The organism is Pseudomonas sp. UV AK001 (genome assembly GCF_046097675.1).
Lineage (GTDB): Bacteria > Pseudomonadota > Gammaproteobacteria > Pseudomonadales > Pseudomonadaceae > Aquipseudomonas > Aquipseudomonas kribbensis.
This window is the reverse complement of the sequence record NZ_JBJUVZ010000001.1, coordinates 1,046,527-1,062,037: the sequence shown is the minus strand read 5'-3', so window position 1 is coordinate 1,062,037 and position 15,511 is coordinate 1,046,527. Positions and strand designations below refer to the sequence as shown.

The following is a 15,511-nucleotide window of genomic DNA, read 5'->3' as shown; positions in this document are numbered from 1 at the left end:
GCAGCCATCGGCAGTTCCCGCATGACATTCCTTATACGCCCCGCCCGGCCCGCAGACGCGGCCACCCTCCCCGCCATCGAACGTTCGGCCGCTGAACTGTTTCGTCTGGATCCTGCACTGGCCTGGCTGGCCGACAGCGATGTACCCGACGCCGCGCAGCATTTGCAGGCCATCGAGCAGGGACATGTATGGATTGCAGAAAATACTGTCGGACAACTTGCCGGTTTTTTAAGGGCCGTTGAAATCGACAACCAGTTGCACGTCGAAGAGCTGTCCGTCAGCCAACACTTTCAGGGCCAGGGCATCGGTCGCAAGTTACTGTTGGGCGTGATTGAACACGCGCGACGACAGCAACTTGAGGCGGTCACGTTGACCACTTTTCGCGACCTGCCGTGGAATGCGCCGTTCTATCAACGAATGGGTTTTGTGCCATTGAACGAAGTGGATGCCGGGCCGCGTTTGATCGAGGTACTCAACGACGAAATCGCCCACGGTTTGCCCGGTGAGCGACGTTGCGCGATGCGATTGATGCTCGGCTGAATTACAACGGCGCTTTCAGATCAACGCCCAACGCCTGAGCGAACGCCTTCACCAACGGACTGCGCACGGTGTTGTGACGCAGGATCAGATTGAACGGCGTGGCGATGTTGATTCGCTCCGGCAGCACTGCGCGAAACTGCCCCGCCGCCACCAGCGTGGCCGCGTAATGCCGGGGCAGGAAGCCCACGAAGCGCCCGGTCTTGATCAGCAGCGCTACGGCTTCGACCTGGGTCGCCGAGGCGGAAAAGCTGTCGTAGCGGGCAAAATTGAGTTTGTCGCGATGAATCGCGTAGCGGTGGTTGATGCACTCGTAATCCTGCAGCACCTCGCTGTTCATTTGTGCTTCGGGCATGTCGAACAACGGATGGCCGACAGCGCAGTAAACCTCCGAACGTTCTTCATATAACGGGTAATAATCAAACTCTTCCCGTTTTTGATAAACCGGCACTATTCCCGCCACCAGGCGCCCTTCTACCACGCCTCTTTCCACCTCATCCAGCTGGGTGGCCTGAAGTTGAAATCTTACTTTCGGCGACTCTTCATTTATCTTTTTAAGCGCAGCAACTAACGGTGAATTAAGGTCGCTGATCGTATTATCAATAACGCCCACACCAAGATCGCCAATAAGTTCGTTCTGCGCTGAACTAAGCCGATCCCGAAAGTTGTCGACCGACGCGAACAGGTCAATCGACGCCTGATACACCAGACGCCCTTCCTCGGTCAGGTGAAATCCCTCGCGCCCCCGGGTACACAGACGCATGCCGATACGGATTTCCAGGTCGGAGATCTGCTTGCTGATGGCCGCAAGGCCCACGTTCAGCTCGTTTTGCGCGGCGCTGAAGCCTCCCGCCTCGACCACGGCCTTGAACACCTTGAGCAGTTTGAAATCCAGTCCGCTTAGGGCCAGTGGCGCTCTGTGAGCCGTTTTCAGCGGCGGGTTTCCGGAATTGGAAAGTGGGGTTTCCATAATGCTGATTTACCTCTGGCGCAATGTTCAACAATCTGTGTCCAACAACAAAAACATCGCCGACTAATAATAATGATCACAGAAAACAGGCCTTGGCAACCGCCAAAAAATCCCGAACATCAGTGCCAACTCACTGATCGCCAAACATTAAAAGCTGACACTTCGATCAGCTCTTGTCTCTTTGCAACTGCCCTCTTGAAAACTGCTTTGGCCTGATTCCGCGCGCTGACTTTTCAGCGTGTTCGAAAGGCCCGGCACACCGATTTCAGTTCGCGTTACCGACGAGGAAAACAACAAATGTCTCAAACCACCGACCGTCTCTGGGGTGCCCGTTTCAAAAGCGGCCCTTCCGCAGCCCTGGCGGCCCTGTCCCGTTGCCCCGAGCGCTATTTCCGCCTGACGCCGTACGATCTGGCCGGTTCCAAAGCCCACGCCGGGGAACTGCAACGTGCCGGCCTGCTGGACGAGCAGGAAACCCGCACGATGATCGAAGCCCTGGACGGCATCGGTGCCGATTTTGCTGCCGGGCGCATCGCCCCGACGCTGGACGACGAAGACGTTCACACCTTCATCGAGCGCCTGCTGACCGAACGCCTCGGTGCATTGGGCGGCAAGCTGCGCGCCGGCCGCTCACGCAACGACCAGACCGCCAACGACCTGCGCCTGTTCCTGCGGGATCACGTGCGCACCCTGGCCATTGAAGTGCTGGCCCTGCAACAAGCGCTGGTGGATCAGGCCGAGCAGCACGTCGACAGCATCTGCCCGGGCTTCACCCACTTGCAGCAAGCGCAGCCGATCGTGTTCGCCCATCACCTGTTGGCCCACGCGCAATCGATGCTGCGTGACGTGCAGCGACTGGTGGACTGGGACGCCCGTACTTCGCTGTCGCCACTCGGTGCCGCAGCCATGGCCGGTTCCGCCATCGCTCGCCAGCCGCAGCAATCAGCGAAGGAAATGGGTTACGCCGGCGTCTGCGAAAACTCCATCGACGCCGTGGCCAGCCGCGATCACGTCGCCGAGTTCCTGTTCATCGCCAGCATGCTCGGGATCAACATCTCGCGTCTGGCCGAAGAGTTTTGCCTGTGGTCGTCGCGCCAGTTCCGCTGGGTCGATCTGGACGACGCGTACGCTACCGGCAGTTCGATCATGCCGCAGAAGAAAAACCCCGACATCGCCGAATTGGCCCGAGGCAAGGCTGGCCGCCTGATCGGTAACCTGACCGGCCTGCTCTCGACGCTCAAATCCCTGCCGCTGTCGTACAACCGTGACCTGAGCGAAGACAAGAACGGCGTGCTCGACAGCGTCGACACCCTGCTGCTGGTGCTGCCGGCGATGGCCGGAATGGTCGCGACCATGACCGTGAACGTCGAAGAACTGCGCCGTCAGGCTCCGCTGGGTTTCACCCTTGCCACCGAAGTCGCCGACTGGCTGGCGGTGCGCGGCGTACCGTTCAAGGAAGCCCACGAAATCACCGGTGCGCTGGTCCAGGCCTGCGAAAAACACAACCTCGAATTGTGGGAAGCCTCGCCGGCGCTGCTGGCCGAGATCGACCCGCGCCTCACGGCAGACGTGCGTGACAGCCTGACTCTGGAAGCCGCCATCGCTGCCCGCAGCGGTTGGGGCGGCACCGCGCCGCAACAAGTGCGCGAGCAGATCGGCCGCCTGAAAACCGCCCTCGCTGTGCAACAACAGTGGACCGAAAACTACCAGGGCTTCCGCCTCTGAGCCGGGTCCCCCTCCCACCGGGAGGGGGTTGATCGAAAAGTACAGTGTACGGAGAAACACCATGAGCCAGACTCAGGCAGAACGACTCCAGGCGGAGCGCAAACTGGCGGAAAACCAGTTCGACATCACCCAGTACCAGCATGTGCCACGGCGCTATTACGGGCGGATCTTCTTCGCCACATTGATTGTGATCGCGATCATCGGCCTGGTACGGGCCTTCGCCGAAGGCAAGATCGAATGGTCGTACATCGGCCAGTTCCTGACTTCCGAAGCGATCATGTGGGGCCTGCTCAACACGATCATCATGGCCGTGCTGGCCATGGCGCTGGGCATCGTGTTCGGGGTGATCACCGCGATCATGCGCATGTCGGCCAACCCGATCCTGCGCTACGTGGCGCTGACCTACACCTGGCTGTTTCGCGGTACGCCGCTGATTCTGCAACTGCTGTTGTGGTTCAACCTGGCGCTGATCTTCCCCACCATCGGCATTCCCGGCCTGTTCGAACTCGACACGGTGAGCCTGATGACCCCGTTCGTGGCCGCCCTGCTCGGCTTGAGCATCAACCAGGGCGCCTACACCGCTGAAGTGGTGCGCGCCGGCCTGCTGTCGGTGGACACCGGCCAGTACGAAGCGGCCAAGTCGATCGGCATGCCGCGCCTGCAAGCGCTGCGCCGGATCATCCTGCCGCAGGCCATGCGCATCATCATTCCGCCGGTCGGCAACGAATTCATCGGCATGGTGAAAATGACCTCGCTGGCGAGCGTGATCCAGTACTCGGAACTGCTCTACAACGCCCAGAACATCTACTACGCCAACGCCCGGGTCATGGAGCTGCTGATCGTCGCCGGTATCTGGTACCTGGCCACCGTTACCGTCCTGTCCTTTGGTCAAAGCCGTCTGGAGCGTCGTTTCGCTCGCGGCGCCGGCAAGCGCTCGTAAGCCGCGCAGGAGAATCGAACATGAGAAGCATCGTCAAGGCTGTGGCCCTGAACAAATATTACGACCAGTACCACGCGCTCAAGGACATCAACATCGAAGTCGAGCAAGGCGAAGTGCTGTGCATCATCGGCCCGTCCGGCTCGGGAAAGAGCACCCTGCTGCGCTGCGTCAATCAGTTGGAAAAGATCGACAAGGGCGGTTTGTGGGTCGATGGCGAACTGGTGGGCTACCGCGTCGTCGGGCACAAGCTGCACGAACTCAACGAGTCGCAGATCGCCCGTCAGCGCCTGGCCACCGGCATGGTGTTCCAGCGCTTCAACCTGTTTCCGCACATGACTGTGCTGCAAAACATCATCGAAGGCCCGTGCCAGGTGCTCAAGCGTTCGCCCAAGGAGGCGCACGAAGAAGCCCTGGAACTGCTGGCCCGGGTCGGCCTGGCCGACAAACGCGACAGCTACCCGATCGAATTGTCGGGCGGTCAGCAGCAACGAGTGGCGATTGCCCGCGCCCTGGCCATGCGACCCAAGCTGATGCTGTTCGATGAACCCACTTCGGCACTCGACCCGGAACTGGTCGGTGAGGTGCTGTCGGTGATGCGCGATCTGGCGCAGACCGGCATGACCATGATCGTCGTCACCCATGAACTGGGCTTCGCCCGGGAGGTTTCCAACCGCATGGTGTTCATGGACGGCGGGCAGATCGTGGAGGCTGGAAGCCCCGAAGAAATACTAATAAGTCCGCAAAACCCGCGCACCCAAAGCTTCATTTCTGCCGTTCGAACCTGAGGCCCCTTTGGCCTTCACAACACTCATAAGAGAACGTCCATGAAGAACTTCGTTATCCCAGCAGTACTCGCAGGCCTGATGGCTTCCAGCATCAGCTTCGCCGCCGAATTGCCGGCCGGCATCAAGGAAAAAGGCGAGATCGTCGTCGCGATCATGCCCAACTATCCGCCGATGGATTTCAAGGACCCGGCCACCAACAAGCTCACCGGCCTGGACTACGACCTGGGCAACGCCCTGGCCGAGCGCCTCGGGATCAAGATCAAGTGGCAGGAAACCGGTTTCGAGCAAATGATCAACGCCCTGACCACCGACCGCGTCGACATCGTGCTGTCGGGCATGACCGACACTGCCGAGCGCCAGGCCAGTGTGACCTTCGTTGACTACTTCACCAGCGGCCCGCAGTTCTACACCTTGCAGAAGAACACCGCGACCAACGAAATCACCGACCTGTGCGGCAAGAAAGTCGGCACCAGCCGCCGCACCACGTTCCCGGCGGAAATCGCCGCGTGGAGCAAGGAGCACTGTGAAGCGGCAGGCAAACCGGCGATCAACGTGATCGGCACCGAAGGCTCGGCGGACGCCCGCGCCCAACTGCGCCAGAGCCGTATTGATGCGGCGATGCAGGGCAGCGAAACCCTGTCGTACCTCAAGACCCAGGAAAAGGACATGTACAAGACAGTCGGCCAGCCAATCTCCGTGCAGTTCACCGGATTGGGTGTGAGCAAGAAAAAGCCTGAGCTGAGTGAAGCGGTGAAGGTGGCGTTGCAGAGCATGGTGGATGACGGCAGCTACAACGCGATTCTGAAGAAGTGGGATCTGGAGCTGGGTGCGATCAAGGAAGTGACCATCAACGCTGGCAAGTAATCCGGTCAGCGCCACCTTTCCATTGTGGGAGCGAGCTTGCTCTGGGCGGCATTCCGACGAAGTCAGCGTGTCATTCACCAGTGATGTCGACTGACATGGCCTCATCGCGGGCAAGCTCGCTCCCACAGGTACAGCGTACGTCCTTACATGTGTGGAGCGCCCAATGCTCAGTTCACCCCAACCCACCTGGCCCGACCAGCACAAAGCCTGCCTCGCCCTGGCCTTCGACCTCGACGGCCCGACCGGCGACGCGATGCTCAACGGCTCGATCTGGCGCAAACCCGAGTACTTCGGCTTCGGCGGCTACGGCCCTTACCGTGCCCTGCCACGCCTGCTGGATCTGCTTGACGCCTTCAAGATCCCGACCACTTTCTTCGTCCCCGCGTGGGTCGTGGAAAACTGGCCGAAACAATGCCAGGCCATCGTCGAACGCGGTCATGAAGTCGCCTACCACGGCTACAAGCACGAATCCTTCTACGCCCTGACGCTGGAGCAGCAGCAGGCCGTGATGAACAAGTCCCGCGACGTGTTCTGGCAATACCTGCACATCCGCGCCGAGGGCTTTCGCACCCCGTCCGGCGACTGGCGCGCCGAAACCCCGGCGATGCTGGCCGGCAACGGCGTCATCTATTCCAGCAGCATGCGCGGCGATGACCGTCCGTATCTGGTCAATGTCCCCGGCCACGACACGCCGTTGGTGGAGATCCCCGGTCGCTGGGAAATGGACGACTACGCCTCCCTCGCCTACACCCGCGCACCGAACTTCCCGTCCGGGCTCGACCGCACCGCCAGCTACGAACTGACCCTCGATAACTGGCAACGCGAGTACGACGGCGCGATGGACGAAGGCCTGTGCCTGACCACGCTGTTTCACCCGAAAATCACCGGCAAACCGGGGCGCATCCTGTTGCTGGAGAAACTCTTCGAATACATGCGCCAGCGCGATGACGTGTGGTTCGCCACCTGCCGCGACGTCGCCCGCTGGTGGCTGAAGGAGCATCACCATGGCTGACGCTGACAACCTCTGGCCCGCCGGCAAACGCTGCGCGGTGGTGCTGACTGTCGATTACAACGACATCCACGGCATCCTCACTCAGGCCCCGGAAGTCGCCGGGCGCGACAAGACGCTCTCGGTGTGGCGCTACGGCACGCAACGGGGTGTCGAGCGCCTGCTCGGCCTGTTCAGGGAACTCGGCGTGCACGGCAGCTGGTTCGTGCCCGGCATCGTCGCCGAGGAAAATCCGCAGCACATTGCGGCCATCCAGGCTGACGGCCATGAAATCGCTTGCGCCGGTTACCGCCATCAGGATTACGACACACTGGATCTGGCAGAGCAAAGCGCGGAAGTCGCCAAAGGGTGCGCGGCGCTTGAGGCCTTGACCGGCATCCGTCCAACCGGCTTCCGGATTCCTGCCGGTAACGGTGCCCCAGGGTTCATCGAAGCCTTGAAAGATCAAGGCATTCGCTGGTCCTCGTCATGGCGTGGCGATGATCTGCCGTTCTTGCACCCGACCGCGCCCGAAGTGGTCGAGCTGCCGCTGCATTACGAACTCGAAGACGAACCCTATTTCGCCTTCAACCTGAGCCCGGCCGTGCCGCCAGCGCAATCGCGGATCGCCTCCTACAGCCATACCTTGGGCAACCTGCAAATGGACTTCGCCGGATTTCACCGCTTCGGCCTGTGCTACGTGCTGCGCCTGCACCCGGAAATCATCGCCACGCCGGGGCGCATCGGCGTGCTGCGGGAATTGCTGCAAGGCATTCAGCAGCATGACGACGTGTGGATCGCCACCGGCGCTGAGGTCGCGCAGTGGTGGACGCAAACGGCGGCGCCGGTCGCGCAGGATCATCCGGCGTCGGTGTATGAGCGCCATTATCGGGACCATCTCGTATGACCGAACGCATGCAGCGGCTGGCGCAGTTTTGCGTCGAGACCCGCTATGAAGATCTGCCCCCGGCGTTGGTGGAACAAGCCAAGCGGCACATTCTCGACACCTTCGGCGCAGCGCTGGCCGGGGCCGACAGTGTGGTCGCGCTTCAGGCGCGGCAGGCGTTCGGCGCCGAACCGGGCACCGCACTGGTCTGGGGTTCATCACTGCGTGTCGGCGCCGGGCATGCGGCGTTGCTCAACGGCATCGGCGCCCATGCGCTGGAGCTGGACGACACCGGCGGCTGCGATCATTCCGGCGCGGTGGTGCTGCCGGCGGTGATGGCGGCGCTGTCACTGGTGGATCGGCCGGTGGACGGTCGCGAGTTCATCACCGCCGTGGTGATCGGTTACGAAATCGGCCGGCGGGTGCTGGAAGCCTGCGGCAGTTATTCGGCCCACAACGGCGCCGGCTGGCACTCCACAGCCACCTGCGGCGTGTTCGGCGCGGCGGCGGCCTGTGCGCGGATCTTTGCCCTGGATGCAGCGCAAACCGTGTCGGCGCTGGGCATCGCCGGCAGTTTCAGCGGCGGGTTGTGGGCGTTCATCCACGACGGTTCGCAAAGCAAGAAACTGCACAGCGGACGTGCTGCCGAAGGCGGTTTGCTCGCGGCGCGTTTTGCTCGCGAAGGCGTCAGCGGGCCGTCGGTATTGTTTGATGATGTCTGGGGCGGCTTTCTCAAGACCCTCGCGCCGGGTAGCGCGCAACCGGATGCATTGGACGCCGGGTTGGGACAGGTCTGGAAACTCGCGCGCTGCTCGATCAAACCCTACGCCGCGTGTCGTGGCACTCATTCGGCGATCGATGCACTCGGCTTGTTGCTGGAGCAATTGCAGATCGGCGCCGATCAGGTGGAAGACATCCAGGTGAACCTGTGCGGCTTTCTGATCGACATGTGTGGCGGTCGCGACACCCGCAGTCTGGCCGCCGCGCAGATGAGCCTGCCCTACGCCCTCGCCGCGCGACTGGTGCATGGTCATTGCCGGCTCGAGGCTTACGATGAACAGCCGCGCAACGATCCGCGCATTGCGCAATGGCTGACGCGCATTCGCCTTGAAGTGGATGAGCGTCTGTCGGAGGATGGCGAGCCGGTGGTCATTGTTCGAACCCGCGATGGGCGCGAAGCGAGCCTGTGTGTCGAGGTGCCGCTGGGCGCGCCGGGCAATCCGCTGAGCGAGGCGGCGCTGGAGGAGAAGTTTTTCAGTCTGGCGTTGCGGGTGATTTCACCGCTCAAGGCCGAGCCACTATTGGCGCAGCTACGACAGCTGCAAACGCTGGATTCCGTGCGCGATCTCGAGCACCTGTTAACCGAATAAGGACATTTGATTTTCCGTGGCCACCTACTCGCTCGTTATCCGCCGCCTGATGATCGTTTCGCTGACCATCGTCGTCAGCCGCGCCATCACCAGCCCTTTGCTCACGCTGTTCTTGAGCAACAAGCTCGGCCTCAACCAACAGGACGTCGGGTTGTTGCTGGGCATCGCGGTGTTCATCGCCACCCTGCTCGCGCTGTACGGCGGCTACATCATCGACCGGCTGGAAAAGCGCCGGTTGCTGATTCTGGCGATGCTCTCCAGCGCCATCGGCTTCGTGCTGCTGACCTTCGCCAAAGACCTGTACCTGACGACCGCGACGCTGGTCATCACCGAAACCGCCTCGGCTTTGTTCCTGATCGGTTCCAAGGCGATCCTCAGTGAAAACCTGCCCATGGGGCAGCGGGCCAAGGCATTTTCCCTGCGCTACACCCTGACCAACATCGGCTACGCCACCGGCCCGATGCTGGGTGTGGTGATCGCCGGGGTGTACCCGATTGCACCGTTCCTGATTGCCGCCGGCATAGCCTTCGGCAGCATCTTCCTCATGATCGGGATTCCCAGGGACGCCAGCCCAATCGCCGCCATCGGCCAGCCGCAGAGCTTTCTGAAAACCCTGATTACCCTGAAAAACGACCGCACGCTGATCATGTTCACCTGCGGCTGTCTGCTCAGCACTGTGGTTCACGGGCGCTTCACGCTGTACCTGTCGCAATACCTGCTGGTGGTCGAAGACTCGCAGCGTGCGCTGCAAACCATGGCCGCCCTGCTCGCCTGCAACGCCATCGCGGTGATCCTGCTGCAATATCAGATCGGCCGCTTTCTCAACCGGGAAAAACTGCGCTACTGGATCGCCGCCGGCACCAGCCTGTTCATCCTCGGCTTGATCGGTTTCAGCCTCGCCGACAGCCTGGTGACCTGGTGTATCGCAATGTTCATCTTCACCCTCGGCGAGATGATCATTTACCCGTCGGAATTCCTGTTCGTCGACACCCTGGCCCCGGAAGAATTGCGCGGCAGTTATTACGGCGCGCAGAACCTCGCAGCATTGGGCGGTGCTTTAAGTCCGGTGATCTGCGGTTTCCTGCTGATGCACACGCCGGCGCCGACCATGTTCTACGCCCTCAGCGCGCTGACCGCGATGGGCGGATTCCTGTGCTTCATGAGCGGGCGGCGAGTGGCTTTACTTCAAAAATAATGCACTGAAGATGCATTTATATGAATTTGTCAGCATCGAGATTGCTTGGCACACTGTGCGCGTTCCTCCCCCAATAGTTGGAACGCTTCGAAGGACTTTCCGGGTTGACGGACAAGTCCTTTTTTTTGCCTTCGGTTTTCTTCAAAGGATCGCTTCTTCATGCTCGCTCGCTGGTTGCCCGCTGCCATCAACACCCGCCCCACCGAATGGAGCCGTGCCGCCATCGGCATGGCACTCGGCACGCTGTTCAGCGTGTGGGCATGCAGTCAGGTGTTCGGCATCGAAGTCGCCTACCACCTGATCGGTCCGTTGGGTGCGTCGGCGGTGTTGCTGTTCGCCGTATCCTCCGGCGCCCTCGCCCAGCCGTGGTCGATCATTGGCGGTTACCTGTGTGCGGGCGTCGTCGCGTTGCTGGTGGCCCATGTGCTCGGCCGCACCCTCGGCAGTGCCTGTCTGGCGGCGGGCATGGCGCTGATCCTGATGTGCTGGCTGCGCTGCCTGCACCCACCGGCCGGCGCGGTGGCCTTGACCATGGTGCTGGCGGATCCGACGACCATCGCCATGGACTGGAAAGCCCTGGAACCGGTGATGCTCAGCGCCGCGTGCATGCTGCTCGCCGCTTTGGCCTACAACAACCTGACCCGCATCCGCTACCCGAAACGCCCCGCCGAACCTGCGCCGGCCGTGGCACCAGTGGATATTCAGTCCATCACGGCCGAGGATCTGAAACTGGCGCTGGCGGACATGGAGGCGTTCATCGATGTGACGCCGGAGGATCTGGAACAGTTGATTCATGCCAGTGAACTGCACGCCAAACGGCGGAGCATTGGCCAAGTGTTCCGCTGAGTCCAGAGCCTGCCTCTGTCAGCGTTGTCGATTGAAAAAAAGCCGCGATCCCGTGCATTTGGCCTAAGGTAAAAATGCAGACACCCCATGCAGATATCCCCGTTGTACACGGCAAATTTGCACTGTTACGATCCGCTAACGCCCGCGCGCGGGCTTCTCGAATAAAGACAATAAAAGCAGGGAGTTAGTGATGACTGCTCAGGCTTCATCCCCGCGGACTTCGTCCATGGATGCCACGCAAAACGAAGTGCTGGCCGAGGTTCGCAATCACATCGGTCACCTCACCCTCAACCGCCCCGCCGGCCTCAATGCCCTGACCCTCGACATGGTGCGCCAGCTCCAGAAACACCTGGATGCCTGGGCTTCCGACGCCAATATTCACGCCGTGGTACTGCGCGGAGCCGGCGAAAAGGCCTTCTGTGCCGGTGGCGACATTCGTTCCCTGTACGACAGCCATAAAAGCGGCGACACGCTGCACGAAGACTTCTTCGTCGAGGAATACGCCCTCGACCTGACGATCCACCACTATCGCAAACCGGTGCTGGCGCTGATGGACGGTTTTGTCCTCGGTGGCGGCATGGGCCTGGTGCAAGGCGCCGATCTGCGGGTGGTCACCGAGAAGAGCCGCCTGGCGATGCCGGAAGTGGCCATCGGTTATTTCCCGGATGTCGGCGGCAGTTATTTCCTGCCGCGCATTCCCGGCGAACTGGGGATTTACCTGGGCGTCAGCGGCGTGCAGATTCGTGCGGCGGATGCACTGTATTGCGGCCTCGCCGACTGGTATCTGGACAGCAGCAAACTCGGCACCCTCGACGAGCAGCTCGATCACCTGGAGTGGCACGACACACCGCTCAAAGATCTGCAAAACCTGTTGGCCCGCCACGCCGTGCAAACCCTGCCGGATGCGCCGCTGGAGGCCTTGCGCCCGGCCATCGACCACTTCTTCGCCTTGCCTGACGTGCCGAGCATCGTCGAGCAACTGCGTGCCGTGACCGTTGCCGACAGCCACGAATGGGCGACCACCACCGCCGACCTGCTGGAAACCCGCTCGCCGCTGGCCATGGGCGTGACCCTGGAAATGCTGCGTCGCGGCCGGCACCTGAGCCTGGAACACTGTTTCGCCCTCGAACTGCATCTGGATCGCCAGTGGTTCGAACGCGGCGACCTGATCGAAGGCGTGCGCGCCTTGCTGATCGACAAAGACAAATCACCACGCTGGAACCCGCCGACCCTTGCCGCGCTGCACGCCGAGCATGTCGCGAGTTTCTTCTACGGTTTCGAAGAGAGCGGGAGCTGAGCCATGCACGATCTCGAATTGACTGAAGACCAGGTAATGATCCGCGACATGGCCCGGGACTTTGCCCGTGGCGAAATCGCCCCTCACGCCCAGGCCTGGGAAAAGGCCGGCTGGATCGATGACGGTCTGGTGGCGAAGATGGGCGAACTCGGCCTGCTGGGCATGGTGGTGCCGGAAGAATGGGGCGGCACTTACGTCGACTACGTGGCCTATGCGCTGGCGGTGGAAGAGATTTCCGCCGGCGACGGCGCCACCGGCGCGTTCATGAGCATCCATAACTCCGTGGGCTGTGGCCCGGTGCTCAATTACGGCAGCGAAGAACAGAAACAGACCTGGCTGGCGGACCTAGCCAGCGGCGCGGTGATCGGCTGCTTCTGCCTGACCGAACCCCAGGCCGGCTCCGAAGCGCACAACCTGCGCACCCGCGCCGAACTGCGCGATGGCCAGTGGGTGATCAACGGCGCCAAGCAATTTGTCAGCAACGGCAAGCGGGCGAAACTGGCGATTGTGTTTGCCGTGACCGATCCGGATCTGGGCAAGCGCGGCATTTCGGCATTTCTGGTGCCGACCGATACGCCGGGTTTCATTGTCGATCGCACCGAACACAAGATGGGCATCCGCGCTTCAGACACCTGCGCGGTGACGTTGAACGATTGCCGTATTCCCGAAGCGAACCTGTTGGGTGAGCGCGGCAAAGGCCTGGCCATTGCCCTTTCCAACCTTGAAGGTGGGCGCATCGGCATTGCCGCGCAAGCACTGGGTATCGCCCGTGCGGCGTTTGAAGCGGCGCTGGGTTACGCCCGTGATCGGGTGCAGTTCGGCAAGGCCATCGTCGAGCACCAGAGCATCGCCAACCTGCTGGCGGACATGCAGATGCAGATCAACGCGGCACGGCTGATGATCCTGCACGCGGCGCGACTGCGCACGGCGGGCAAACCCTGTCTGTCGGAGGCTTCGCAGGCCAAGCTGTTTGCATCGGAAATGGCTGAGAAAGTGTGCTCGTCAGCGATTCAGATTCATGGCGGGTATGGGTATCTGGAGGATTATCCGGTGGAGAAGTACTACCGGGATGCGCGGATTACCCAGATTTATGAGGGATCGAGCGAGATACAGCGGATGGTGATTGCGCGGGAGTTGAAGAACTACCAACTCTGATGAATCGCCCCCACGCAATGCGTGGGGGCGAACACCATTACTTGCCTTGGAACTCCGGCGGCCGCTTGGCCACAAACGCCGCCATCCCTTCCTTCTGATCCTGCGTCGCAAACGCCGCATGGAACACCCGGCGCTCGAAGCGCACGCCTTCAGTCAGGTTGACTTCAAACGCACGGTTGACGCTTTCCTTGACCATCATCGCAATCGGCAGCGACTTGCTGGCGATCACCGCCGCGACTTTCAGCGCTTCATCCAGCAACTCGTCGCTCGGCACGATGCGCGCAACGATGCCGCAACGCTCGGCTTCCACCGCGTCGATCAAACGCCCGCTCAAGCACATTTCCATGGCCTTGGCCTTGCCCACGGCGCGGGTCAGACGCTGGGTGCCGCCCATGCCCGGCAGCACGCCAAGGTTGATTTCCGGCTGGCCGAATTTGGCGTTGTCGCCGGCCAGGATGAAGTCGCACATCAGCGCCAGTTCACAGCCGCCACCGAGGGCGAAGCCGTTGACGGCAGCAATGATCGGCTTGCGGCGGTTGGCCACGCGGTCACTGTCGCTGAACAGGTCGTCCATGTAGATCTGCGGGTAGGTCAGCTCGGCCATTTCCTTGATGTCGGCGCCGGCAGCGAAGGCTTTCTTCGAGCCGGTGATGACGATGCAGCCAATGTTCGCATCGGCTTCCAGGCCATCGAGGGCGCGGTTCACTTCGCTGACCAGTTGCGCGTTCAGGGCATTCAGCGCCTGCGGGCGGTTCAGGGTGATGACGCCGACGCGGCCATGGGTTTCCAGCAAAATCGTTTCGTAACTCATGTGCAGATTCCTTCTCAAAGATTGCGCGAAATGACCATGCGCTGAATGTCGCTGGTGCCTTCGTAGATCTGGCAGACCCGCACGTCGCGGTAGATGCGCTCCAGCGGGAAGTCGTTGAGGTAACCGTAACCGCCCAGGGTTTGCAAGGCCATGGAGCAGACCTTCTCGGCCATTTCCGAGGCGAACAGTTTGGCCATCGACGCCTCGACCAGTGCCGGCTGACCGCTGTCACGCAGGGCGGCGGCGTAATGCACCATTTGCCGCGCCACCGCGATCTGGGTCGCCATGTCAGCGAGTCGGAAGGCCACGGCCTGATGCTCGATGATCGGCTTGCCGAAGGTGTCACGCTCGCGGGCGTAATCACGGGCCGCTTCGAATGCGGCGCGGGCCATGCCCACCGATTGCGAAGCGATGCCGACACGGCCGCCTTCCAGGTTGGCCAGGGCAATCTTGTAGCCCTCGCCCTCCTCGCCCAACCGGTTGGCCACGGGCACCTTCACGTCTTCGAACAGAATCTGGCAGGTGTCCGAGGCGTGCTGGCCGAGCTTGTCTTCGACGCGGGCGACTTTGTAGCCCGGCGAATCGGTCGGCACGATGAACGCCGTAATCCCGCGCTTGCCGGCACTCGGATCAGTGACCGCAAACACAATCACGATCCCGGCGTTTTGCCCGGAGGTGATGAACTGTTTGCAGCCGTTGAGCACGTAGTGATCGCCTTCCAGCCGTGCACGGGTTTTCAGGCTGCTGGCGTCGGAGCCGGCCTGGGGTTCGGTCAACGCGAAAGCACCGAGCATCTCGCCGCTGGCCAGCGGTTTGAGGAAGCGCTCGCGCTGGTCGTCGTTGCCGAACTTGAGGATCGGCACGCAACCCACCGAGTTGTGCACGCTCATGATGGTCGAGCAGGCGCCGTCGCCGGCGGCGATTTCTTCCAGGGCCATGGCGTAGGCCAGGTAACCGGTGTCGCAACCGCCCCACTGCTCCGGCACCAGCATGCCAAAGAAGCCCAGCCCGGCCATTTCGCCGATGGCTTCTTTCGGGAAGCGGTGCTCGCGATCCCACTCGGCGGCGAACGGTTTCAGCCGTTCCTCGGCAAACTGCCGGGCCATGTCGCGGATTTGTTGTTGGTCGTCATTGGGAATCAT

The 15,511-nt window shown here is 61.7% G+C and carries 15 protein-coding genes; 12 read left to right on the top strand and 3 right to left on the bottom strand.

What is annotated here, in order from left to right:
• The first annotated feature begins 21 nt into the window (after window positions 1-21).
• Complete coding sequence (locus tag ACKLNA_RS04880; protein ID WP_408985052.1) at window positions 22-540, top strand: GNAT family N-acetyltransferase; 519 nt, start codon at window positions 22-24, stop codon at window positions 538-540.
• Between the two features lies 1 nt (window position 541).
• Here the strand turns inward: ACKLNA_RS04880 and ACKLNA_RS04875 are convergent, their stop codons facing one another.
• On the bottom strand, window positions 542-1,507 hold the full coding sequence (locus ACKLNA_RS04875; protein WP_408985051.1) for a LysR family transcriptional regulator: 966 nt from the start codon (window positions 1,505-1,507) through the stop codon (window positions 542-544).
• Between the two features lie 297 nt (window positions 1,508-1,804).
• Here ACKLNA_RS04875 and argH point away from each other — a divergent pair, with 297 nt between their 5' ends.
• The 11 genes from argH (at window position 1,805) to ACKLNA_RS04820 (ending at window position 13,558) form a co-directional block, all read left to right on the top strand.
• Window positions 1,805-3,232, top strand: a complete 1,428-nt coding sequence (gene argH, locus ACKLNA_RS04870) for an argininosuccinate lyase (RefSeq protein ID WP_408985050.1) — start codon at window positions 1,805-1,807, stop codon at window positions 3,230-3,232.
• Window positions 3,233-3,293: 61 nt separating this feature from the next.
• On the top strand, window positions 3,294-4,172 hold the full coding sequence (locus tag ACKLNA_RS04865; protein ID WP_096821468.1) for an amino acid ABC transporter permease: 879 nt from the start codon (window positions 3,294-3,296) through the stop codon (window positions 4,170-4,172).
• A 20-nt stretch (window positions 4,173-4,192) separates the two neighbouring features.
• Window positions 4,193-4,957 carry an amino acid ABC transporter ATP-binding protein gene (locus ACKLNA_RS04860; protein WP_096821469.1) on the top strand — a complete coding sequence of 255 codons (765 nt, stop codon included), beginning with the start codon at window positions 4,193-4,195 and terminating at the stop codon, window positions 4,955-4,957.
• 39 nt (window positions 4,958-4,996) lie between these two features.
• Window positions 4,997-5,821 carry an ABC transporter substrate-binding protein gene (locus ACKLNA_RS04855; RefSeq protein WP_119428190.1) on the top strand — a complete coding sequence of 275 codons (825 nt, stop codon included), beginning with the start codon at window positions 4,997-4,999 and terminating at the stop codon, window positions 5,819-5,821.
• A gap of 163 nt (window positions 5,822-5,984) precedes the next feature.
• Window positions 5,985-6,833 (top strand): polysaccharide deacetylase family protein, encoded by an 849-nt coding sequence (locus ACKLNA_RS04850; protein ID WP_408985049.1) that lies wholly within the window; start codon window positions 5,985-5,987, stop codon window positions 6,831-6,833.
• Entirely contained in the window at window positions 6,826-7,716 is an 891-nt protein-coding gene (locus ACKLNA_RS04845) for a polysaccharide deacetylase family protein (RefSeq protein WP_408985048.1), read from the top strand. Before ACKLNA_RS04850 ends, ACKLNA_RS04845 begins: the two co-directional genes overlap by 8 nt.
• Window positions 7,713-9,065: an MmgE/PrpD family protein gene (locus tag ACKLNA_RS04840; protein ID WP_408985047.1), complete on the top strand. Its 1,353-nt coding sequence runs from the start codon at window positions 7,713-7,715 to the stop codon at window positions 9,063-9,065. The genes ACKLNA_RS04845 and ACKLNA_RS04840 overlap by 4 nt, the downstream gene beginning before the upstream one ends.
• A 16-nt stretch (window positions 9,066-9,081) precedes the next feature.
• Window positions 9,082-10,260: an MFS transporter gene (locus ACKLNA_RS04835; RefSeq protein ID WP_408985046.1), complete on the top strand. Its 1,179-nt coding sequence runs from the start codon at window positions 9,082-9,084 to the stop codon at window positions 10,258-10,260.
• 159 nt (window positions 10,261-10,419) lie between these two features.
• Complete coding sequence (locus ACKLNA_RS04830) at window positions 10,420-11,106, top strand: HPP family protein (protein WP_408985045.1); 687 nt, start codon at window positions 10,420-10,422, stop codon at window positions 11,104-11,106.
• Between the two features lie 190 nt (window positions 11,107-11,296).
• Window positions 11,297-12,403: an enoyl-CoA hydratase/isomerase family protein gene (locus tag ACKLNA_RS04825; RefSeq protein ID WP_408985044.1), complete on the top strand. Its 1,107-nt coding sequence runs from the start codon at window positions 11,297-11,299 to the stop codon at window positions 12,401-12,403.
• Between the two features lie 3 nt (window positions 12,404-12,406).
• Entirely contained in the window at window positions 12,407-13,558 is a 1,152-nt protein-coding gene (locus ACKLNA_RS04820) for an acyl-CoA dehydrogenase family protein (RefSeq protein ID WP_085709979.1), read from the top strand.
• A 37-nt stretch (window positions 13,559-13,595) separates the two neighbouring features.
• Here the strand turns inward: ACKLNA_RS04820 and ACKLNA_RS04815 are convergent, their stop codons facing one another.
• Window positions 13,596-14,369 carry an enoyl-CoA hydratase gene (locus tag ACKLNA_RS04815; protein WP_085709980.1) on the bottom strand — a complete coding sequence of 258 codons (774 nt, stop codon included), beginning with the start codon at window positions 14,367-14,369 and terminating at the stop codon, window positions 13,596-13,598.
• A 14-nt stretch (window positions 14,370-14,383) separates the two neighbouring features.
• A complete protein-coding gene (locus ACKLNA_RS04810) occupies window positions 14,384-15,511 on the bottom strand; it encodes an acyl-CoA dehydrogenase (protein WP_114883249.1) in 1,128 nt (375 codons plus the stop codon).